The organism is Sphingomonas sp. Tas61C01, from assembly GCF_052567495.1.
In genome coordinates, this window is the sequence record NZ_CP199583.1 from 2,981,770 (window position 1) to 3,002,951 (window position 21,182).

The window sequence follows — 21,182 nt, forward strand, 5'->3', positions numbered from 1 at the left end:
TACGACGATGACCGAGATCTCCGCAGCGCCCGACGAGCCGATCATGGCCGACGAGCCGATCGTGGCACCACCGCGCCGCCGCCGCCGGCGGATCGTCGTCCGCGTCCTGCTCGGCATCGTCGTCACGATCTTCGCGGTGTGGCTGCTGCTCTACGTCACCAAGGGTCGGTTCCTGCGGCATCCGTTCGAGCGCGTCGTCGGATCGCTGACCCACCGCGAGGTGAAGGTCGGGGGCGACTTCCAGCTCTATTTCGCGCCGTTCGCGATCAAGCTCGTCGCGGACCAGGCGAGCGTGTCGAACCCGGGCTGGGCGACGCGGCCGCAGCTGTTCAGCGCCGATCATCTCGAGGCGCGGATCGCGCCGCTGTCGCTGCTGTTCGGCCGGCGACGGCTCTATGCGCTCGATCTCGTCAACGGCGCGGTCGATCTGGAATGGAACGCGACGCACGACCGCAACAGCTGGACCTTCAGCGATAAGAAGGGCGGCAAGCCGCTCGAATTCCCAACGATCGACGTCGCGACGGTCGCGGGGACCACGGTGCGCTACCGCGATCCGCGGATGAAGCTGCTCGCCGATCTCAGCTTCGACACGATCCGGTCCGATGCCGCGCGGATCGGCCGGTCGGTCGGCTTCACCGGCAAGGGCGTGGTGCGGACGACGCCGTTCACGCTGACCGGATCGCTGCTGTCCCCCGACAAGACCGTCGCGCGCGGGCAGAACAAGCTGACGATGCGCGCGTTCGCCGCGAACAACGTCATCGACGTCGCGGGCACGCTGCCGAGCGTCGCCGAGATCGAGGGCGTTCCGCTCGCGGTGGCGGCGCGGGGGCGCAACGTCGACGAATTGCTCAACATCATCGGCGTGGTGGTGCCCGAGACGCGGCGCTACCGGATGACCGCGCAGCTGGTGAAGCGCGGCACCGACTATCGCTTCACGAGATTGAAGGGGCGGTTCGGCGACAGCGACATCGCGGGCAGCTTCACCGTCCAGCAGATCGAACCGCGGATCCACATCGACGCGACGCTCGCCACGCGCCAGCTCGACATCGTCGATGTCGCGCCGTTCATCGGTTACAATCCCGATCTGGTCGCGACCAAAGGCGTCGTCGCCGCCGCGCGCGCAACCGGGGCGGCGCCGGCGCGGATGCTGCCCGACGCGCGGCTGCGGGTGGAGGCGATGCGTCAGTTCGACGCCGACGTCCGCTATACCGTCGGCACCGTTCGATCGCGCCGGGTGCCGATCTCCGACGTCGCGCTGACCACGCGGCTGAAGGCGGGCATACTCCAGCTGTCGCCGCTGACCTTCGCGATGGCGCGCGGCAACGTCGCCGCCGACGTGACGATCGACGCGAGCAAGCGCCCGACCCACACCCGGTACGACATCCGGCTGGCGCCGACGCCGATGAGCCGCCTGCTCTCCGGCTTCGGGGTCGCCGAGGCGGGCACCACCGGGTTGATCAAGGGGCGCCTGCAGCTCGAAGGCGATGGCGAGACGATCCACGAATCGCTCGCGGCGTCGAACGGCCGGATCGCGTTCACGATGCCCAGCGGCACCTTCTGGACGCGTAACGTCCAACTCGCCGAACTCGACATCGGCACCTTCGCGCAGAAGATGTTCGAGGGGCGGCTGAAGGAACCCGTGCGGATCAACTGCGGGGTGATCGCCTTCACGGTGCGGCGCGGGGTCGCGGCGGCGGATCCGATCCTGATCGACACCACCAAGAACGTCATTGTCGGGCGCGGCGGGTTCAGCTTCGCGACCGAGGCGATGGACCTGGCGTTCCGCGCCGACGGCAAGAAGTTCAGCGTGTTCTCGGGCCAGTCGCCGGTCGGGCTGAAGGGTTATTTCTCGCAGCCATCGATCGACGTGATCAGCCCCGAACTGCTCAATCGGGCAGGCGCGGGACTGGGGCTGGCGTTGCTGGCGACCCCGGTGGCGGGGATCCTTGCCTTCGTCGATGTCGGCGACGCGAAGTCCGCGGCGTGCGGCCCGATCCTGCGCGCGGCCCCGGCGGCGGCGCAGCGCACGACTGAGGGCAAGCCGCGCGACGATGTGGGCAACGGGAAGGCCGGCAAGCAGGTGAAGCGGAAGAAGTTCCTGGGGATCTTCTAGCGGGCCAGCACCCGCATGAATTGTGCTCCCGCGAAGGCGGGAGCCCAGTACTGGGTCCCCGCCTTCGCGGGGACACAGGGGCAGGGAGCGCCAATCGACGCCCCCCGATCCTCATTCCGCCGTGCCCGGTTCGGCCATCTTGCGATGCTGTTCCGCCAGCACCGCGGCGGGGGTGATGTGCGCCGCCGCCACTTGCAGCTTGTTCTTCCAGCCCGATACGATCGAGGCCTTGCCCGCCATCAGCGCGTCCCAGCCGTCCTTGGCGACATCGACGGGATCGCTCTTGTTCGGATTGGTGCCGACCGAGGTGTCCATCATGTCGGCGCGGTCGAAGAATTCGGTCTCGACCGGGCCGGGCATCAGCGTGGTGATGGTGACGCCCTCGGCGTCCTTCAGCTCGTTGCGCAGCGCATCGGTGAAGCTGTCCACGAACGCCTTGGTGCCGTTGTAGACCGCCTGGAAGCTGCCCGGAATGAAGCCCGCGATCGAGCCGACCACCAGCACCTTGCCGTCGTTGCGCGCGACCATCGCGGGCAGCGTCTTGTGGAGCAGGTAGAGCGTGCCGGTCACGTTGGTGTCGACGACCTTGCGCCAGTCGGAAACCGACTGATCGAGGAAGCCGTGGCCGAGCCCGCGCCCGGCATTGGCGCAGAGCAGGTCGACTTGGCGCCCGCCGGCGGCGTCGAGCAGGCGATCGACGCCTTCGATCGTCGACAGGTCTGCCTCGACCGATTGCACATCGGTGCCGAACTGCTTGAAGTCGGCCGCCGCCGCCTCGACCAACGGTTCGTCGGCGACGACGAGGATGTCGTACTTGTCCTTGGCGGCGAGCGTGGCGAGTTCGAAGCCGATGCCGGTCGACGCGCCGGTGATGATCGCGAATTTATTGGCCATGATGATGTCTCCTCAAGCGGCGGCGAAGTCGGGCCGGAGCACCACCTTCGTCACCTCGTTCTGGTTGTTCTTGAACATGTCGTAGCCCTTCGGCGCGTCTTCGAGCGCCATCCGGTGCGAGATGAGGAAGGTCGTGTCGATCTTCCCCTCCATGATCGCGTTGAGCAGCCCGGGCATGTAATGCTGGACGTGGGTCTGCCCGGTCTTGAGGGTCAGCCCCTTTTCCATGAACGCGCCGAGCGGGAACTTGTCGATGAACCCGCCATAGACCGCGGGCATCGACACCCGTCCGCCCTTGCGGCAGGCGATGATCGCCTGGCGGATCGAATGCGCGCGATCGGTGCCGAGGAAGGTCGACGCCTTGATCTGGTCGACGATGTTGTCGACGAACGCGCCGTGCGCCTCCAGCCCGACGCTGTCGATCACCGCATCGGGGCCGATCCCGCCGGTCATCTCCATCAGCGCTTCGTAGACCGCGGACTGTTCGAAGTTGATCGTCTCCGCGCCGAAGCGCTTGGCGAGTTCCAGCCGGTGCGGGAAGTGATCGATCGCGATCACCCGCTCGGCGCCCATCAGGAATGCCGATTGCACCGCGAACAGCCCGACCGGGCCGCAGCCCCAAACCGCGACGGTATCGCCGGGTTCGATCTGCGCATTCTCGGCGGCCATCCAGCCGGTCGGCAGGATGTCGGAGAGGAACAGCACCTTCTCGTCCTCGACGCCGTCGGGGATCACGATCGGGCCGACGTCGCTGAACGGCACACGGACATATTCGGCCTGGCCGCCGGCATAGCCGCCGGTCATGTGGCTATAGCCGAACAGCCCCGACATCGGCTGGCCGTAGATGGTCTGCGCGATGTCCTGATTGTCGGCCGGCAGGCCGTTGTCGCACGCCGAATATTGATGCTTGCCGCAATGATAGCAGCTGCCGCACGAGATCGTGAACGGGACCACGACCTTCTGGCCCTTCTGCAGCGTCGACTTGGCGCCGACTTCGACGACCTCGCCCATGAATTCGTGGCCGAGGATGTCGCCGGCCTGCATCGTCGGGATGTAACCGTCGTAGAGATGGAGGTCCGACCCGCAGATCGCGGTCGCGGTGACCTTGATGATGCAGTCGCGGGGATTGACGATCTCGGGATCGTCAACGGTGTCGACGCGGACGTCGTGTTTGCCGTGCCAGGCCAGGGCGCGCATCAGGCGGCCTCCTCTTCATGTTGCTTGCGGTTCATCGCGGACGTCGCGATCTCGCCGGTTTCCATCAGTTGCTTGAAGCGGCGCAGGTCGCGGCGCGCCTGGATGGCGGGTTCGCGCTGGAACATCTTGGCGATGAACTTACCGATCGCGCCGCCCGGCGGATCGTAGAGGATCGTCGCGGTGACGATCGTGCCACGCGCACCCGCATCGCGGAAATCGACGCGGCCGCTGTTGGCGACGTCGGCGCCTGCTTCCGACGCCCAGGCGATGAAGCTGTCCTGCGCCTCTTCGGTGATCGTCGAATCCCACTCGTAGGACTTGCCGGCGGGTCCCTTCACCACCCAGTGCGAACGCTTCTGGTCGAGGATGTCGATCCGTTCGACATTTTCCATGAAGGTCGGAAGATTGGTGAAATCGCGGAAATAGGCGAAGAGCTCGCCGACCGGCCGGTTGATGGTGACCGACCGCCCGACGAGTTGATCGCCGCGCTTCTCGACGCTGCCGCCGGTCGCCTCGTCGACGGCGTCGTGACGCTTGGACGCGGTCAGCGGGGCGTCGTCGTGGACGCTCTGATCTGCCATGGAACACTCCTGTCTGCGGTAAGATCACCAAGCGAACCGACCCAGGCTTTGTTCCGAATTGATCGAGATCACAGCGGTTTGCGGGCAACCACCGCAAATATTGATCCATGTTTAGAGATCGTCGCGACTAGCGCGTGGGAACCGCGATGCCCCCGCGTTCGCTTGGCGGTAGATGGCTCGCGGATCCCAAGACAAGCTGGCAACGCCGACGCTCCAGCATCTCCAGCAATTGGTGCAGGGATTGACCGCGGGCGTGATCCTGATGGACCCGACCGGCGTCATCCTCACCGCCAACCCGGCGGCGTGCAAGATGCACGGGGTCGCCAAGTCCAAGGATCTCGGCGCGACGGCAGACGACTATTGCCAGCGTTTCTGCCTGCGCCACCGCAATCATCACCGGCTCGACCGGCGCGAATACCCGATCATGCGGATGCTGGCGGGCGAGCAGTTCCCCGACATGATCGTCGAGGTCGCGCCGATCGGCGAGAACGAGCCGCGCTGGACCCACCAGGTCCATGACGTGGTGATGGACATCGACGGCGGCGATCCGGACTGCCTCGCGCTCGTGATCCAGGACGTGTCGGAGCGCTTCGAGGCGGAGGCGCGGTTCGAGGCGATGTTCCAGGCCAATCCGGCGCCCGCCGCGATCGTCCGGCTGAGCGACCAGCGCTATGTTCGGGTCAATGCGGGGTTCCTCGACATGACCGGCTATGAACGGGCGGAAGTGCTCGGGCGACCGTTGCGCGAGATCGACGTGCTCGCGCGTGCCGATCGCCACAAATCGACCACCGACCATCTCGCCGCGGGCACGACGATTCCGCAGGTCGAGGCGGAAGTGCCGCTGCCCGACGGCTCGTTCAAGCTGGTGATCCTGGCCGGGCAGCCGATCGAGATCAGTGACGAACGCTGCATGTTGTTCACCTTCGCCGATCTCGAACCGCGGCGGCAGGCGGAGGGCGCGTTACGCGCCAGCGAGCGGCACTTCGCGACGGTGTTCCGGATGGCGCCGGTAGCGATGGCGGTGACCAGCGGCGACGATCACCGCATCGTCGAGGTCAACGAGGCGTTCCGCCGGCTGACCGGGCATGCGACCGAGGCGCTGCTCGGCCATGTGCCCGACGACCTGCAACTGTGGAACGACGGCGACCAACGCCGCGCGCTGGAGGACGAGATCGCCCGCCGCGGCGGCATCCGCAACCACGACGTCCGCGTGCTCAACAAGGACGGATCGACCAGCGACTGCCTGGTGTCCGCGGAGGTGATCGCGCTGCGTGGCGATCGCTGCGTGCTGTGGCTGTACCAGGACATCAGCCAGCGCCGGCACACCGAGCTGGAACTGGTCGACGCGATCGACGCGGTAATGAAGGACGCGAGCTGGTTCAGCCGATCGATCATGGACAAGCTCGCCACGGTCAGGGGCGGGGCGAACGATGCGGCGTCGGCGCAACCGGCGTCGCAGGAACTCAGCCGGCGCGAGCGCGAGGTGCTCGAGCTGATCTGCGAAGGCGCCGACGACAAGGCGATCGCGGCGCGGTTGCACCTGTCGAGCAACACCGTGCGCAACCACGTGTCGCGGCTCTACGCGAAGATCGGCGTGAACCGTCGCAGCGCCGCGGTGATCTGGGCGCGCGAGCGGGGTATCGGTGGCCGGTCGGGGTGATCCTACTCCCCTACCGCAGGCGGGAGGGGGATCAGGGCTTCGCGTGAGGATCGTGAGGGTCGTCGCCGCCAATGCCCATCGACGTCCCCCCGCCCCCCATCCCACCACCGCCCCCCATCCCACCACCACCACCACCGCCACCGCCCTGGCGTCCGCCACCCTCCCGCTCGCCACCCTTGCCGCGCGCGCCGCTTGTCGAGGGCCGCAGCGGGCCTTGTGCGGGGATCGTCAGCTCGGGCGGCAGCGGGTCGAGATCCAGCGCCTCGCGGATGAAGGTGCGCAGCGACACCACCAGCTCGCGCGCGTGGACCGGGCGGCCGGCGACCAGCTCCTGCGCGGCGGCGGCGGCGAGCCGGACATGGTCTTCGGTCCCGAGCAGGATGATGTCGGACAGCGCCGCCTCCACCGCGTCGCGGATGCGGCGTGCGCGATCGGACCCGGCGATCGTCTCCGGCGACAGATCGAGCGGGGCGTCAGCCGCGGCGGCTTGCCGGCGCAAGTCGCGGAGATGGCTGGGATCGACCGCGAGGTTGCCGGTGAACGAACCGCCCAGCACCTTGTACGCCGCGATCAGCGTGCGCAGCCGTTCGTTGATCTGGCGGTTCATCCGCTCGCGCCGCTGCTGGATCGTGACCATCATCAGCAGCCGCATGCCGACGCCGACCAGCGCGACAAGGGCGAGGCCGAGCAGCGTCGTGGCGATGCTCTGCCAGGAGCTGAAATCGATGTTGCGCAAGGGGCGGTACTCCGGGGTGGACGGCGCGACGATCAACGCTCGGCGCCGACCGTCGGCACAGGTAAAACTATCCGTTGCGATGGGAAATCGTCTTGGGTTTTCGATCGTCGCGGCCAAGCCCCTGCCGCCGGAACCGGTTCGCATGCCTGGCGGTTTTCGGGCGAAGGAGATCGACGATGGCAGACGAACTGCACAAGGGCGACAAGGTTTCGTGGAAGAGCTCCGGCGGCACCGCGCACGGCAAGGTCGTGAAGAAGGTGACCAGCGAGACCGAGATCAAGGGTCACAAGGTGGCCGCCAGCAAGGACAATCCGGAATATGTCGTCGAGACCGACGGCGGCAAACAGGCGGCGCACAAGCCGGGCAGCCTGAAGAAGGGCTAGCGTTTCACCCCGGGTCGGCGACGTCGGACGCGCGCGGCGCGGCCGGCATCGTGGGTTATGGAAAGTCCGCATCGACGTACCGGCCGCGTCGGCCTATCGAGCCCAGATGAGCCAACCCACCGCGGTCGAACGCGCCGATCTGGATGTCGCCGAACGCGCGGCGCCCGCACGCCGAAACCCGGTGGTTAAGGCGGCGGGATGGGTGAGCGAGCTCGCCGACCAGCCGCCGCTGATCGCAATCTGCGCCGCGACCGCGCTGGTCGGACTGGTCGCGCGCAATCGGCGGCTGGCCCGCGCGGGCGCGACGATGCTGGCGGCCGAGCTGCTGGCGACGCAGGTGAAGACCAGCGTCAAGAACAGGGTCGACCGGACGCGACCGCATGTCGTCGACGATGGCGGCGACTATGAGATGCGGCAGGGCAGCAGCCGCGATAGCGACGACAGCAGCTTTCCGTCGGGGCATACCGCTGGCGCGGTCACCGTCGCGCGCGCCTTTGCGCGGGTCTATCCAGAACACCGCGTGGCTGCCTACGGCACTGCGGCCGCGGTGGCGCTGATCCAGATTCCGCGCAGCAAGCATTATCTGAGCGACCTCGCCGCGGGTGCGGTGGTCGGCATCGTCGCGGAACTCGCGATCGCTGCGCTCGTCGGCGAGCGCGACGACGAAGCGCGGACGCGATAACGGCCGCGCGGTGATGCCGCGCGGCCGTCGATCAACGCCCGTCGATCAGAGCAGGTCGTCGTCCGACCGGTAATAGGACCGGTACTTGTCGGAGCTGCGATCGGTGTCGCGAACGCCGGTGAGGCTCGACCGGTCGGCGCGATCATTCTCGGTGCTCGCGTCCAGGTCGCGGTCCTCGTACCCGGTCGTGGTGCTGCCGGTCGCCATACCCGCGGTCGCTGTCGCCGGTGCATAGTCCCAGCCGTCCGAACGCCACTGCTGCGACCGCTGGTCGAGATCGACCGAGTCGGCCTCCTCCAGCGCGCTGACCGCGGCCGCGGTCTTGTCGTCGTCGACATCGGCGGTGAGCAGGAAGCCGCCGCGGCGGATGCCTTCCTCATAGGTGTGGCGATCCTCGTCGGGGAGGAAGGCGTTCTTGATCGATGCCCAGAGGCCGCGATCCTGATGGGTCGAATAGTCGCCCGTCGTGCTGTGTGACGATTGGTCGTGGATCGCGACGTGGCCGGCATCGACGCCCGCCTGGCGGAGGCGCTCGCCCCCGGCTTCGGCATCGGCGCGCGAATCGAACAATGCGGTGATGGTACGTGACATGGTCGTTTCCTTTCGTGAGGATCGGATCGGGAGGATCAGCGGCGGGTGACGACGATCTCGGTGCGGCGGTTTTCCGCCTGGCCGGGGGTGGTCGCGTTGGATCCGACCGGGTCGCTCTCGCCACCGCTGGCGGTTTCGATACGACCGGCGTCGATGCCCTGTTTGATCAGCGCGGCCTTGACACTGTCGGCCCGTGCCTTGCCGAGGGCGGCGTTGGCCGGTTCGGAGCCACGGGCGTCGGCATAGCCGGCGATGCGCACGTGCGTCGTCGGGTATTGCTTCAGCGTCGTGGCGACGGTGGCGATCTCGTCCGCATCCTGCGCGCGGATGGCGCTGTTGGCGGTATCGAAGTTCAGCTTCTCGAAGGTGAAGCTACGCGGGACGGGTTCCTTGCCGGCCAGATAGGCGCCGAGCCCGGTTGTGCCGGCGAGGACGGTCGAGCGGTCCGCATCGGGGGTGGCGGCGACGACGCCGTCGCTGGTAGCACTGGCGGTCAAAGCGGGAGCGACATACGCATCGTCGTCCTTGCCGCAGCGGCTGAGCGCGAACAGCAGCGCAAGAAGACCGAGCGCAAGAAGAATCCACGCGAGCCAGTTGGTCTTCTTCTTTTCGATATGGATGTGATTGGGCGGCGCGCCGTCGGTGCGCCGGTCGTCCGGATCAGCCATGCTTGCTCTCCTGTTGTTGTTCTGATCGGCCAACACGCCGGATCTCGAAACCGTTCCGCGTCGGCGCAGCGTTCGCTCAGGCCGACGGCGCGACCGTCTTCGGCACCAGTCCGACATGACGATCGCGCAGCCGCATCAGCCGTGGCTTGCTAGGATCAGCGAACCGCACCGCGGCGGAACAGGTTGATCAGCGCGAGCAGGATGACCGCGCCAAGCAGCGACACCAGGATCGACTGGATCGAGATCGCGCCGCTGGTGATCGGTGCGCCGCCAATCAGCGGCGTGACGATGAACCCGGCCAGTGCCGCACCGACGATGCCGACGACGACGTTCAGGAAAATGCCCTGCTGGCCATCGGTGCGCATGATGAGGCTCGCCAGCCAACCGACGATGCCGCCGACGATGAGGAGAATGATGAGACCCATGAGATTACCTTCCGTTGTTCGCCCCCGTTCGCCGCCGTTGCCGGCACTGCACTCGGGTAGGACGGCATCAACGAGGCGCGTGCGGTAATGTTCAGCATGATCAGTCGGGTAACGGACAGTCGGTTGGTGCAGCCGTCACTCGGGCGTTGGTAGATTTCGTGAAATGTAGATCCTCGTCTTGGCACGAGTTGAGAATGTGCCGTGTTTTCCGGCAACGCTCCGGTCCTCGTCTGAAAACGTTTGCAGGAACCTACTTGCAAACGTTTTCAGAATTTGTAATCTGAGCATGAGAACGCCGTAGAGCGCTTGTCGGGAGGATCGTCATGAAGACCAAATTCGCACTTATCGCCATCAGTTCGTTCGCTGCGATCGCCATCGCGGGGAACGCGCGGGCGCAGCAGGCCGGGACGGCCGATCCCGCCGCCGGTGCCGCGGTGCAGGCGCCCGACGATGCGCTGGGGCTCGGCGACATCGTCGTCACCGCGACGCGGCGGGGCCAGACGCGGCTCGACACCAGCGTCTCGGTCAGCAGCCTAGACGCCGAGGCCGCGCTCCAGAATGCGCCACGATCGACCGCGGAACTGCTGCGCAGCATCCCCGGCGTGCGATCGGAAAGCTCGGGCGGCGAGGGCAACGCCAACATCGCGGTGCGCGGGCTGCCGATCTCGGCGGGCGGGGCGAAGTTCCTGCAATTGTGGGAAGACGGCCTGCCGGTGCTCGAATATGGCGACATCGCGTTCGGCAATGCCGACATCTTCCTGCGCGCCGACTACAACGTCGCGACGATCGAGAGCATCCGCGGTGGCTCCGCATCGACGCTGGCGAGCAACTCGCCGGGCGGCGTCATCAACTTCATCAGCAAGACCGGCGACAAGACCGGCGGCGCGGTCGCCTTCACCAAGGGGCTGAACTTCGGCACCAACCGCTTCGACGGCGATTACGGCAAGAATTTCGGCAACGGCTGGACCGCGCATGTCGGCGGCTTCTATCGCTGGGGCGAGGGCCCGCGGCGGGTCGGCTATACCGGCGAACGGGGCGGGCAGATCCGCGCCAACGTCACCAAGACGTTCGAGGGCGGCTATATCCGCGCCAACGTCAAATATCTGAACGACCGCGCGATCGCGTTCATGCCGGCGCCGTTGCAGGTGACGGGCAGCAACGGCGATCCTTCCTATGCCTCGATCCCCGGCTTCGACATCAAGCGCGACGTGCTGCAAAGCCCGTTCGTCCGCGAGATGGCGTCGCTGACCCCCGACAACCGCCGCACCACCAACGACCTGAAGGACGGCATGCACCCGGTGGTCAAGCAGTTCGGGCTGGAGGGCAGCTATGAATTCGCGCCGGGCTGGGTGATCGCGAACCGGTTCAAATATGCCGAGGTGAGCGGTGCGTTCCGGGCGCTGTTCCCGACCACGCTGGGCAGCGCGCAGCTCGCCGCCAACCAGGTCGGCTCCTACCTGACGAACGGCAGCCTGACGCCCGACGGCCGGACCTATACGCTGCGCCAGGCGACCGGCCCGAACGCGGGGCAGGTGGTCAATCCCGCGACACTGAACGGCAACGGGCTGGCGACGCTGACCACCACCTTCGACGCCAAGCTGAACACGCTCGACAACTGGATGAACAATCTGACGCTGTCGAAGACCGTCGACGTCGGCGGCGGATCGATCAGCGTGCAGGGCGGCTATTACCGCTCGCACCAGGAGATCGGCATCACCTCGTCTTGGGCGAGCTATGTGCAGGGCGTCGCCGGCAACGGCCAGTCGACCTACCTCGACGTGTACGATCCCGCGGGCAACAAGCTGACCCAGGGCGGCCAATGGGCTTACGGCACGCCGACCTTCGGCAATTGCTGCACCCAGTCGGCGGACGTACGTGCCAATATCGATGCCTTCTACGGATCCGTGGTAGCGGACTTCAATCCGCTCAACGTCGATCTCAGCCTGCGCCGCGACGACGGGCGGGTGCAGGGCACCTATCGCGGCAACACCGTCGTGCGGAACTTGGACGTGAACGGCGACGGCGTGATCCAGCCGATCGAACGCCAGGTTCCCGCGTTCAACGCGACCACCCGGCCGGTCGATTACGATTATGGCTATTGGTCCTATTCGGCGGGCCTCAACTATCTGATCACCCCCGATATCGCCGCGTTCGCGCGTTATTCGAAGGGCGCGCGCGCCAACACCGATCGCCTGATCATCGGCCGCATCCGTCCGGACGGATCGGCGAGCCCCGGCGACATCGTCGCCCCGGTCAAGCAGGCCGAAGCCGGGTTGAAGTATCGCGGCGGCGCGTTCGGGCTGTTCGCCACGGCCTTCTACGCACGCACGCAGGAGGTGACCGGCGACGACCGGACCCGACCGAACGCCACCACCAACCGCGCCTATGAGGCGAAGGGCGTGGAGCTGGAAGGCAGCTATCGCCGTGGCGGCTTCTCGCTCAATGCGACCGGCACGCTGACCGACGCCAAGATCGCGTCCGACGTGGTGACCCCGGCGCTGGTCGGCGCGACGCCGCAGCGCCAGGCGAACTTCGTCTTCGCGGTGACGCCGCGCTACACGATCGATCGCTTCACGGTCGGCGGCAACGTGATCGGCACCACCAAGAGCTTCTCGCAGAACGTCAACCAGCTGATCATGCCGGGCTACACCACGGTCAACGCGTTCGCCGAGGTGCAGGTGCTGCCGTCGCTGGCGCTGTCGATCAACGCCAACAACCTGTTCGACGCGGTCGGGCTGACCGAGGAAGAGGACGGCGCGATCACCGGCGGCATCACCAACTTCGTTCGCGCTCGATCGATCAACGGCCGCACGATCAGCGCCACCGCGCGGTTCAATTTCTGATGCCGCATGCGCCGCCGGGTGCGTATATGCACCCGGCGGCGGCTCGCCCCGCGCGGGATCACCAAGCCGGTTCGCCGGATCATTCGCAGGATATGGCAGCGTGATCGATCGTGACAGTTCCGGCCCGACCCGCCGCGGCGTGATCGGCACCGCGGCCTCGCTCGCCGCCTTGCTCCCCGCCCGCAGCGCGGTGGCGATGTTTCGCGACGAGGTCGCTGCGGACGCCAACGGCTATCGCCGGAAATGGTGGAAGGAGGCGGTGTTCTACCAGATCTACCCGCGATCGTTCCAGGACACGAATGGCGACGGCGTCGGCGACCTGCCGGGGATCACACAGCGGCTCGATCATCTGAAGACGCTCGGGGTCGACGCGATCTGGCTGAGCCCGCATTTCCCCTCGCCCAATGCCGATAACGGCTACGATATCAGCGACTATCGCGCGGTCGCGCCGCAATTCGGCACGATGGCGGATTTCGACGCGATGCTCGCCGGGATCAAGGCGCGAGGGATGCGGCTGATCCTCGACCTGGTCGTCAACCACAGCAGCGACGAGCATCGCTGGTTCCAGCAAAGCCGCAAGAGCCGCACCAACCCCTATCGCGATTATTATATCTGGAAGCCGGGCAAGAACGGCGGCCCGCCCAACAACATGCGCTCGTTCTTCGGCGGATCGGCGTGGACTCAGGACGGGCCCGATGGCGACTGGTATCTCCACCTGTTCGCCAAGAAGCAGCCCGACCTCAACTGGGACAATCCCAGGCTGCGCGCCGAGATCTATGCGCTGATGCGCTTCTGGCTCGACAAGGGCGTCGACGGGTTCCGCATGGACGTGATCCCGTTCATCTCCAAGCAGCCGGGGCTGCCCGACCTCACCCCCGACCAGCTGAAGGCGCCCGACGAGCTTTATGCGTCGGGGCCGCATCTCCACGAATACATCAAGGAGATGAACCGCGAGGCGCTGGCGAAATACGACGTCGTCACGGTCGGCGAGGCGGCAGGGACGCCGCTCGGCAAGGCGCCGCTGCTGATCGACGATCGCCGGGGCGAGCTGAACCTGATCTTCCAATTCGACATCCCGCGGATCGGGCGCGACAATTGGCGGCTGAACCCCTGGACGCTCGTCGAGTGGAAGGCGCTGTGGGACCGTGCCGGGGGCGTCATAGACCGGCATCTGTGGAACACCGTGTTCCTGTCGAACCACGACAGTCCGCGGCTGGTCAACACCTTCGGCGACGCCAGCCCCGCGCACCGGGTGCCGTCGGCCAAGCTGCTGGCGATGCTGCTGCTGACGCAGAAGGGCACGCCGTTCCTGTACCAGGGCGACGAGATCGGGATGACCAACTATCCCTTCACCGCGATCGACGAGTTCGACGATGTCGAGGTGAAGGGCAATTACGCGGCGCAGGTGCTGACCGGCAAGGTGCCGGCGGCGGAGTATCTCGCCAACCTGAAGCGCACCGGCCGCGACAATGCGCGCACGCCGATGCAATGGACCGCGGGCAAGGATGCGGGGTTCAGTACCGCGGCGAAGACCTGGCTGCCGGTCAATCCGAACCACGCGACGATCAACGTCGCCGCGGAGGCGAAGAACCCGCGCTCGGTGCTGGCCTTCTATCGGCGGATGCTGGCGTTCCGGAAGGGCAATCTGCCGCTGATCTACGGCGACTATGCCGATCTGGACCCGGGGCATCCGACGGTGTTCGCCTATCGCCGCACGATGGGGGCGGCGGGCTATCTCGTCGTGCTGAACCTGTCCTCCGAGGTGGTGACCTGGACGCTGCCTGGTGGCGCGAAGTTGGGCACGCCGGTGCTCGGCAATTTCGACGATGCACCCGCGAAGGGCGCGGCGCTGGCGCTGCGTCCGTGGGAAGCGCGGCTCTACCGGCTGTGAGCTTCGCCGAACGATGGGACCGACACGGCGCGCGACTGCTGCGCGAGCTCGATGCGCTCTACGCCGGCCTGCCGGGTCATGCCGAGTTCGTCGCCGGGGTTACCGCCAGCCTGGAAGCGCGCGCACACGATCGCCCGGCTGCGCTCGCCGCGCTGGATGCGATGCGCGAGGCCGACCCGGCGTGGTTCCGCGCGCCCGAGATGCTTGGTTATTCGGCCTATGTCGACCGGTTCGGCGGCACCGTCACCGGGGTCGCCGACCGGATCGGCTACCTCGAGGATCTCGGCGTCCGCTATCTCCATCTGCTCGCGCTGCTGAAGGCACGCGAGGGGGACAGCGACGGCGGCTTCGCGGTCGCAGATTACCTGGCGGTGGAGCCGCGGCTTGGCGACATCGCCGATCTGGAGGCACTGACCGCGCGGCTGCGCTCGGCGGGGATCAGCCTGTGCGTCGATTTCGCCCTCAACCACACCGCCGACGATCATGACTGGGCACGACGCGCGCGTGCCGGTGACGTGACCTATCGCGACTTCTACATCGTCCTCGACGACGAGGCCGAGGTCGCCGTCCGCGAGCGCGACCTGGCGGAGGTATTCCCGGTCACCGCGCCCGGCAATTTCACGCAGGTGCCCGGACTGGGCTGGGTGTGGACGACCTTCTACCCCTATCAATGGGATTTGAACTGGGCCAATCCGCGGCTGTTCGCGGCGATGCTCGACACGCTGCTGCGGCTCGCCAATCACGGGGTCGAGGCATTCCGGCTCGATTCGATCGCCTTCCTGTGGAAGCAGGCGCGCACCGACAGCCGCAACCGGTTGGAGGTGCACGCCATCGTCCGCGCGCTGCGCGCCGCGATCGACATCGTCGCGCCGGGCGTGCTGCTGAAAGGCGAGGCGATCGTGCCGACGCGCGACGTCATCCCCTATTTCGGCAGCGAAGACGCGCCCGAATGTCATTTGCTCTACAACAATTCGCTGATGGTGGCGGGCTGGACCGCGCTGGTCGAACGCAGCGCGCAGGTGCCGCGCGCGATCCAGGCGGCGACCGTGGCGGTGCCCGCCGCCGCCAATTGGCTGACCTATGCGCGGTGCCACGACGATATCGGCTGGGGCGCGCTGCTCGGCGATCTCGCGGCGTTCGAGGCGGAGCCCGAACGGCGGCTGAAGGCAGTCGCGGCGGCGCTGGAGGGCGGCGGTTTCGGGCGCGGCGAGCCGTTCCAGGTCGAGGGCGGCGGGCTGCACGGCACCAACGGCACGATGGCGTCGCTCGCCGGGCTCGAAAGCGCTAACGGGAACGAGGCGGCGATCGCGCGGATCCGGCTGCTCCATACGCTGATGATCGCCAGCGGCGGGTTGCCGACGATCTACATGGGGGACGAGGCGGCGATGCTGAACGACCATGGCTATCGCGACGATCCGCTGCACGCCCATGAAGGCCGCTGGCTGCACCGTCCGGCAATGGCCTGGGATCGCCTCGGCGATGCCGCCGCGGTGCGGGTCCGCGCCGATCTCGACGCGCTGATGCGCGCGCGTGTCGCGAGCGGAGGGACCGGGCCGAGCCGCCCGTGGGAGACGCAGGACGACGCGGTGCTAGGGCTGCACGCGGGCAAGGACATCGTCCTGATCAACTTCGCGGAGCGCAGCGCGGCGATCGATCTTCCGTTCGCCTGGGCCGATCGGCTTTGCGATGCTACGGGGGCGGCATCCGCGTCGGTGCCACCGCTCGGCGTGCTGTGGTGCGCCCCGCGATGACCGCCGCCGCTACCAAGCCCCGGCTGTCGCTGGGGCGGATCATCCAGATGAACATCGGCTTCCTGGGGCTGCAGTTCAGCTTCGGGCTGCAGCAGAGCAACATGGGGCCGATCTACAGCTATCTCGGCGCCGACGAGGCGACGCTGCCGCTGCTGTGGCTGGCGGGGCCGATGACCGGGCTGATCGTCCAGCCGCTGGTCGGCGCGCTGAGCGACCGGACCATCAGCCGCTGGGGCCGGCGCACCCCCTATTTCCTGATCGGCGCGGTGCTGTGCAGCCTGTGCCTGTTCGCGATGCCGTACAGCCGCGCGCTGTGGGTGGCGGCCAGCCTGTTATGGGTGCTCGACGCCGCCAACAACGTGACGATGGAGCCGTACCGCGCCTATGTCGGCGACCGGCTGAACGAAGAGCAGCGACCGCTCGGGTTCCTGACCCAGAGCGCGTTCACCGGCCTTGCGCAGACGCTATCCTATCTCGCGCCGTCGATCCTGGTGTTCTGGGGGATGGACGCCAACGCGGTCGACGCGAACCACATCCCGCACATCACCCGCGTCGCCTTCGTGATCGGCGCGGTGCTTTCGCTATCGACGATCCTGTGGTCGGTGCTGCGCGTCCCCGAACTGCCGCTGACGCCCACCGAGCGTGCCGAGATCACCGCCGTGCCGCTGTCCGCCGGCGGCGCGTTGCGCGACATCGGCGAGGCGATTCGCGAGATGCCGCTGGCGATGCGGCAGCTGGCGGTGGCGATGTTCTTCCAATGGTACGCGATGTTCTGTTACTGGCAGTACATCACCTTCGCGGTGGCGCGATCGATCGCGGGCACCGCCGACGCGAGCTCGGTCGGGTTCCGCGATGCGGCGCTGACCACCGGGCAGCTCGGCGGCTTCTACAATTTCGTCGCGTTCGTCGCGGCCTTCGCGCTGGTGCCGGTGACCAAGCGGTTCGGCGCGCGCAACGTCCATGCGCTGTGCCTCGCCGCATCGGGAGCGGCGATGCTGACGATCCCCGGCATGACCGACAAGGTGTCGCTGTTCGCGCCGATGCTCGGGATCGGGCTCGGCTGGGCGAGCATGATGGGCAATCCCTATGTGATGCTCGCCGATGCGATCCCGCCGGCGCGGACCGGGATCTACATGGGCATCTTCAACATGTTCATCGTCGTGCCGATGCTGATCCAGAGCCTGACGGTGCCGCTGTTCTACCGCCCGCTGCTGAACGGCGATCCGCGCCACATCCTGTACCTGGCCGGCGCGTTCATGATCGTCGCCGCCGCGGCGACCATGCTGGTGCGCGGCGGCGCATCGCGACGGGCGGAGACCAGCGCCGGGTAGCGACGGACCGGTCGCGGCGCGCCGATAAGCGAGCGACCCCCGACCTTTGCATGCTTGCAACTCCCGGCCCGCGCGGCGACAATGCGCGTGCAGATCGAGATCGTGGCGACCGGCGGAGACAGGCGGGGGCCACGCACCGGGAGAGTTCGATGATCGAGGTAAGTCGCCGTGCGATGCTTGGGGCCGGCGCGTTGGGCGTGGCGGGGTTGATGACCCGCCCCGCTCTGGCAGCGACGGGATCGACGTTTCGCCAGGCTCCCGGGCTCCAGCTATGGACCGTGAAGGAAGAGCTCGCGCAAGACTTCGACGGGACGCTTCGCGCGTTGAAGCGGATCGGCTACCAGCGGGTCGAGGCGGCGGGCTGGGTCGGACGCACGCCCGCGGATTTTCGCAAGGGCGTGACCGAGGCGGGGCTCGACTGCGTGTCGTGCCATTTCTCGATGCGCGACCTGATCGACGAACATGAATCGAAGCTCGCCCAGGCGCGCGACGTCGGGGTGCGCTATTTCGTCGCGTCGTCGCCCGCCTCGACCAGGCCGCAGGACCCGGCCAAGTCGTGGAATATCGGCCTCGCCGAATCGATGACGCTGGCCGACTGGCACCGCAATGCCGAGGCGATGAACCGGATCGGCAAGTCCGCCAAGGCGATGGGTATGCGCTTCGGCTATCACAATCACGCCGCGGAGATGCTCGATTACGAGGGCAAGAGTGCCTATGACGAGCTGATCCGGCTGACCGACCCGGCGCTGGTCACCTTCGAACTCGATCTCGGCTGGGTGGCTGCGGCGGGGCATGATCCCGCGGCGACGATCGACAAGCATCGGGCGCGGATCGAATTGCTGCACGTGAAGGACATCACCGCCAAGGCGCCTGGCTACAACCAGATCTCGCCCGACGTCGCGAGCACGCCGGTCGGCGAGGGGGTGATCGACTGGAAGCCGGTGTTCGCGGCGGCGGACCGCGCGAAGATCGGCGCGTGGTTCGTCGAGCAGGAGCCGCCGTTCGTGAAGCCCGCGCTCGACGGGCTGACCAAGAGCTTCGCCTATCTGCGTACGCTGAAGGGCTGATCCGATGACGCCGGTACGGTACGCCATGGTCGGCGGTGGGGAAGGCGCGTTCATCGGGCCGGTCCACCGCACCGCCGCCGCGATCGCGGGCAATTGCCGGCTGGTCGCTGGCGCGTTCTCCAGCGACGCGGAACGCGCGGCACGGTCGGGTGCCGCCCTCGGCCTCGCGCCGGAGCGCAGCTACGCCAGCTGGCAGGCGCTGATCGACGGCGAGCGCGCGCTGCCGGCCGACGAGCGCGCGGAGTTCGTTGCGATCGTCACGCCCAATCATCTCCATGCGCCGGTCGCGATCGCCGCGCTGGAGGCAGGGTTCCCGGTGCTGACCGACAAGCCGCTGACCGACACGATCGAGGCGGCGACCGCGTTCGTCGCGGCGGCGGCGCGGACCGGCGGGCTGGTCGGCGTCACCCACACCTATGCGGCCTATCCGATGGTCCGGCAGGCGCGCGCGCTGGTCGCGGGCGGCGGGCTCGGCGCGGTGCGGCGGGTGGCGGTGCGCTATACGCAAGGCTGGCTCGGGCGCGCCGAGGACACGGTCGGCAAGCAGGCGGCGTGGCGCATCGATCCGGCGCGGTCGGGGCTGGCGGGCGCGTTCGGCGACATCGGCACCCACGCCTTCAACCTGGTCGAGACGATCACCGGCGAGGCGATGGAGCGGATCGCGGCGGATCTGCGCGCGGCGTTGCCGGGGCGCGCCCTCGACGACGACGGCGCGGCGCTGTTCCGGCTGGCGGGCGGCGGGCGCGGCACCTTGGTCGCGAGCCAGGTGTGCAGCGGCGACGCCAACGGCCTCGCGATCTCGGTGTGGTGCGAGGAAGCCGGGGTTCATTGGGCGCAGGAGAACCCCAATGTGCTGCGGGTGGCGCGGCGCGGCGGGCCGGAGGAGATCTGGACCCCCGGCGTCGACCGCACTTATCTGGGCGCCGAGACGATGCGGGTGACGCGGACGCCGTCGGGCCATCCCGAGGGCTATCTGGAAGCCTTCGCCAATATCTATCACGATTTCGCGCTGGCGGTGCGCGGGCAGGCGCCCGATGTGCCCTGCTATGCAGGGCTCGAGGCTGGGATGCGATCGATGCGCTTCATCGTCGCGGCGCATCGCAGCAGCGCGGACGACGGCCGCTGGGTCGATCTGGAGGAGGGTGCATGAAGGGTCCGGCGATATTCCTGGCGCAGTTCGCAGGCGACGATGCTCCGTTCAACTCGCTTGGCGCGATGGCGCGCTGGGCGGGCGATCTCGGCTATGTCGGGGTGCAGATACCGACCTGGGACAGCCGCCTGATCGATCTCGCCAAGGCAGCGGAGAGCCAGGATTATTGCGACGAGATCGCGGGCGTCTGCGCTGAGGCGGGCGTCGCGATCACCGAGCTGTCGACGCACCTCCAGGGACAGCTGGTCGCGGTGCATCCCGCCTATGACGCGCTGTTCGATGCCTTCGCTCCCGCCGAAGTCCATGGCCGTCCCGCCGAGCGCACCGACTGGGCGTGCCGGCAGCTGCGCCACGCCGCGCTGGCGAGCCGGCGGCTCGGGCTTGACGCGCACGCGACCTTCTCGGGCGCGTTGCTGTGGCATACCATGTATCCGTGGCCGCAGCGGCCGGCGGGGCTGGTCGAGGAGGGCTTCGCCGAGCTCGCGCGGCGCTGGCGGCCGTTGCTCGACGCATTCGACGCGGAGGGGATCGACCTCGCCTACGAGATCCATCCGGGCGAGGACCTGCACGACGGGATCAGCTGGGAGCGGTTCCTGGCTGCGGTGGACGATCATCCGCGCGCCAACATCCTCTACGATCCTAGCCACTTCGTGCTGCAGCAGCTCGATTACCTGCAGTTCATCGACATCTATCACGAGCGGATTCGGATGTTCCATGTGAAGGATGCCGAGTTCGTGCCGTCGGGGCGCGCCGGGGTCTATGGCGGCTATGCGGATTGGGGCGACCGGCCTGGCCGGTTCCGCTCGCTCGGCGACGGGCAGGTCGATTTCGGCGGGATCTTCTCGCGGCTGACCCAGCATGGCTACGAAGGCTGGGCGGTGCTCGAATGGGAATGCTTCCTCAAGCACCCCGAACAGGGCGCCGCGGAGGGGGCGCCGTTCATCGCCGCGCACCTGATCCGCCGCGCCGAACGCGCCTTCGACGATTTCGCGGGCGCCGCCCCCGATGCGGCGCGCAACCGGCGCATCCTGGGGCTGGACCAGGGATGACGATGCGCCGCGCCGCTTGTGCTTCCGCGACGGCGGGACATCTGCGTAGCCCTTCCGTCACCCCGGACTTGATCCGGGGTCCCGCTTTGCAGCGGATCCAACGGCATATGTTTCTGGGACGCAGCGGGACCCCGGATCAAGTCCGGGGTGACGAAGATGGATTGGGTCGC

18 protein-coding genes are annotated in these 21,182 nt (G+C 67.6%); 11 read left to right on the forward strand and 7 right to left on the reverse strand.

The genetic code is table 11. The annotated features are described in order from the left end of the window. Window positions 1–7: 7 nt before the first annotated feature. A complete protein-coding gene (locus ACT009_RS14015) occupies window positions 8–2,113 on the forward strand; it encodes an AsmA family protein (RefSeq protein ID WP_445191676.1) in 2,106 nt (701 codons plus the stop codon). Between the two features lie 111 nt (window positions 2,114–2,224). Here ACT009_RS14015 and ACT009_RS14020 read toward each other — a convergent pair whose 3' ends face one another. The 3 genes from ACT009_RS14020 to ACT009_RS14030 are packed head-to-tail and all read right to left on the reverse strand — an operon-like array spanning window position 2,225 to window position 4,785. Continuing rightward, window positions 2,225–3,007: an SDR family NAD(P)-dependent oxidoreductase gene (locus ACT009_RS14020; RefSeq protein WP_445191677.1), complete on the reverse strand. Its 783-nt coding sequence runs from the start codon at window positions 3,005–3,007 to the stop codon at window positions 2,225–2,227. 12 nt (window positions 3,008–3,019) lie between these two features. After that, the gene (locus tag ACT009_RS14025; RefSeq protein WP_445191678.1) at window positions 3,020–4,204 is read right to left on the reverse strand and encodes a zinc-dependent alcohol dehydrogenase; all 1,185 of its coding nucleotides are present in this window, start codon (window positions 4,202–4,204) and stop codon (window positions 3,020–3,022) included. Then, window positions 4,204–4,785, reverse strand: a complete 582-nt coding sequence (locus ACT009_RS14030; protein WP_445191679.1) for an SRPBCC family protein — start codon at window positions 4,783–4,785, stop codon at window positions 4,204–4,206. Before ACT009_RS14030 ends, ACT009_RS14025 begins: the two co-directional genes overlap by 1 nt. Window positions 4,786–4,957: 172 nt before the next feature. On the opposite strand from ACT009_RS14030, the gene ACT009_RS14035 reads away from it, so the two are divergent. Then, on the forward strand, window positions 4,958–6,445 hold the full coding sequence (locus ACT009_RS14035; RefSeq protein ID WP_445191680.1) for a PAS domain S-box protein: 1,488 nt from the start codon (window positions 4,958–4,960) through the stop codon (window positions 6,443–6,445). 31 nt (window positions 6,446–6,476) lie between these two features. On the opposite strand, the gene ACT009_RS14040 is transcribed toward ACT009_RS14035, so the two are convergent. Continuing rightward, complete coding sequence (locus tag ACT009_RS14040) at window positions 6,477–7,181, reverse strand: hypothetical protein (protein ID WP_445191681.1); 705 nt, start codon at window positions 7,179–7,181, stop codon at window positions 6,477–6,479. A gap of 176 nt (window positions 7,182–7,357) precedes the next feature. On the opposite strand from ACT009_RS14040, the gene ACT009_RS14045 reads away from it, so the two are divergent. Together ACT009_RS14045 and ACT009_RS14050 are read left to right on the forward strand one after the other, a co-directional pair. After that, entirely contained in the window at window positions 7,358–7,564 is a 207-nt protein-coding gene (locus ACT009_RS14045) for a DUF2945 domain-containing protein (protein WP_445191682.1), read from the forward strand. A gap of 106 nt (window positions 7,565–7,670) precedes the next feature. Beyond that, window positions 7,671–8,246, forward strand: a complete 576-nt coding sequence (locus ACT009_RS14050) for a phosphatase PAP2 family protein (protein ID WP_445191683.1) — start codon at window positions 7,671–7,673, stop codon at window positions 8,244–8,246. Window positions 8,247–8,291: 45 nt separating this feature from the next. Here ACT009_RS14050 and ACT009_RS14055 read toward each other — a convergent pair whose 3' ends face one another. From ACT009_RS14055 to ACT009_RS14065, 3 genes are all read right to left on the reverse strand, one after another. After that, a complete protein-coding gene (locus ACT009_RS14055) occupies window positions 8,292–8,837 on the reverse strand; it encodes a hypothetical protein (RefSeq protein ID WP_445191684.1) in 546 nt (181 codons plus the stop codon). A gap of 35 nt (window positions 8,838–8,872) precedes the next feature. Then, entirely contained in the window at window positions 8,873–9,505 is a 633-nt protein-coding gene (locus ACT009_RS14060) for an OmpA family protein (RefSeq protein WP_445191685.1), read from the reverse strand. A 155-nt stretch (window positions 9,506–9,660) separates the two neighbouring features. Further along, on the reverse strand, window positions 9,661–9,930 hold the full coding sequence (locus tag ACT009_RS14065) for a GlsB/YeaQ/YmgE family stress response membrane protein (RefSeq protein WP_445191686.1): 270 nt from the start codon (window positions 9,928–9,930) through the stop codon (window positions 9,661–9,663). Window positions 9,931–10,253: 323 nt separating this feature from the next. Between ACT009_RS14065 and ACT009_RS14070 the strand changes: the two genes are divergently transcribed. From ACT009_RS14070 to ACT009_RS14100, 7 genes are all read left to right on the forward strand, one after another. After that, on the forward strand, window positions 10,254–12,773 hold the full coding sequence (locus ACT009_RS14070) for a TonB-dependent siderophore receptor (RefSeq protein ID WP_445191687.1): 2,520 nt from the start codon (window positions 10,254–10,256) through the stop codon (window positions 12,771–12,773). Between the two features lie 100 nt (window positions 12,774–12,873). After that, entirely contained in the window at window positions 12,874–14,664 is a 1,791-nt protein-coding gene (locus tag ACT009_RS14075; protein ID WP_445191688.1) for a glycoside hydrolase family 13 protein, read from the forward strand. After that, the gene (locus ACT009_RS14080) at window positions 14,661–16,415 is read left to right on the forward strand and encodes an alpha-amylase family glycosyl hydrolase (protein ID WP_445191689.1); all 1,755 of its coding nucleotides are present in this window, start codon (window positions 14,661–14,663) and stop codon (window positions 16,413–16,415) included. The genes ACT009_RS14075 and ACT009_RS14080 overlap by 4 nt, the downstream gene beginning before the upstream one ends. Continuing rightward, window positions 16,412–17,746 carry an MFS transporter gene (locus ACT009_RS14085; protein ID WP_445191690.1) on the forward strand — a complete coding sequence of 445 codons (1,335 nt, stop codon included), beginning with the start codon at window positions 16,412–16,414 and terminating at the stop codon, window positions 17,744–17,746. The genes ACT009_RS14080 and ACT009_RS14085 overlap by 4 nt, the downstream gene beginning before the upstream one ends. Before the next feature lie 209 nt (window positions 17,747–17,955). Then, window positions 17,956–18,813, forward strand: a complete 858-nt coding sequence (locus ACT009_RS14090) for a sugar phosphate isomerase/epimerase family protein (RefSeq protein ID WP_445191691.1) — start codon at window positions 17,956–17,958, stop codon at window positions 18,811–18,813. 4 nt (window positions 18,814–18,817) lie between these two features. Further along, complete coding sequence (locus ACT009_RS14095) at window positions 18,818–19,963, forward strand: Gfo/Idh/MocA family protein (RefSeq protein ID WP_445191692.1); 1,146 nt, start codon at window positions 18,818–18,820, stop codon at window positions 19,961–19,963. After that, window positions 19,960–21,012 (forward strand): sugar phosphate isomerase/epimerase family protein, encoded by a 1,053-nt coding sequence (locus ACT009_RS14100; RefSeq protein ID WP_445191693.1) that lies wholly within the window; start codon window positions 19,960–19,962, stop codon window positions 21,010–21,012. Before ACT009_RS14095 ends, ACT009_RS14100 begins: the two co-directional genes overlap by 4 nt. Window positions 21,013–21,182: the final 170 nt, after the last annotated feature.

What these genes read in the sequence shown, in the direction of transcription:
- ACT009_RS14015 (WP_445191676.1), top strand. Translation starts at nt 8, where the DNA reads ATGACCGAGATCTCCGCAGCGCCCGACGAGCCGATCATGGCCGACGAG.
- ACT009_RS14020 (WP_445191677.1), bottom strand. Translation starts at nt 3,007, where the DNA reads ATGGCCAATAAATTCGCGATCATCACCGGCGCGTCGACCGGCATCGGC.
- ACT009_RS14025 (WP_445191678.1), bottom strand. Translation starts at nt 4,204, where the DNA reads ATGCGCGCCCTGGCCTGGCACGGCAAACACGACGTCCGCGTCGACACC.
- ACT009_RS14030 (WP_445191679.1), bottom strand. Translation starts at nt 4,785, where the DNA reads ATGGCAGATCAGAGCGTCCACGACGACGCCCCGCTGACCGCGTCCAAG.
- ACT009_RS14035 (WP_445191680.1), top strand. Translation starts at nt 4,958, where the DNA reads ATGGCTCGCGGATCCCAAGACAAGCTGGCAACGCCGACGCTCCAGCAT.
- ACT009_RS14045 (WP_445191682.1), top strand. Translation starts at nt 7,358, where the DNA reads ATGGCAGACGAACTGCACAAGGGCGACAAGGTTTCGTGGAAGAGCTCC.
- ACT009_RS14050 (WP_445191683.1), top strand. Translation starts at nt 7,671, where the DNA reads ATGAGCCAACCCACCGCGGTCGAACGCGCCGATCTGGATGTCGCCGAA.
- ACT009_RS14055 (WP_445191684.1), bottom strand. Translation starts at nt 8,837, where the DNA reads ATGTCACGTACCATCACCGCATTGTTCGATTCGCGCGCCGATGCCGAA.
- ACT009_RS14060 (WP_445191685.1), bottom strand. Translation starts at nt 9,505, where the DNA reads ATGGCTGATCCGGACGACCGGCGCACCGACGGCGCGCCGCCCAATCAC.
- ACT009_RS14065 (WP_445191686.1), bottom strand. Translation starts at nt 9,930, where the DNA reads ATGGGTCTCATCATTCTCCTCATCGTCGGCGGCATCGTCGGTTGGCTG.
- ACT009_RS14070 (WP_445191687.1), top strand. Translation starts at nt 10,254, where the DNA reads ATGAAGACCAAATTCGCACTTATCGCCATCAGTTCGTTCGCTGCGATC.
- ACT009_RS14085 (WP_445191690.1), top strand. Translation starts at nt 16,412, where the DNA reads ATGACCGCCGCCGCTACCAAGCCCCGGCTGTCGCTGGGGCGGATCATC.
- ACT009_RS14090 (WP_445191691.1), top strand. Translation starts at nt 17,956, where the DNA reads ATGACCCGCCCCGCTCTGGCAGCGACGGGATCGACGTTTCGCCAGGCT.
- ACT009_RS14095 (WP_445191692.1), top strand. Translation starts at nt 18,818, where the DNA reads ATGACGCCGGTACGGTACGCCATGGTCGGCGGTGGGGAAGGCGCGTTC.
- ACT009_RS14100 (WP_445191693.1), top strand. Translation starts at nt 19,960, where the DNA reads ATGAAGGGTCCGGCGATATTCCTGGCGCAGTTCGCAGGCGACGATGCT.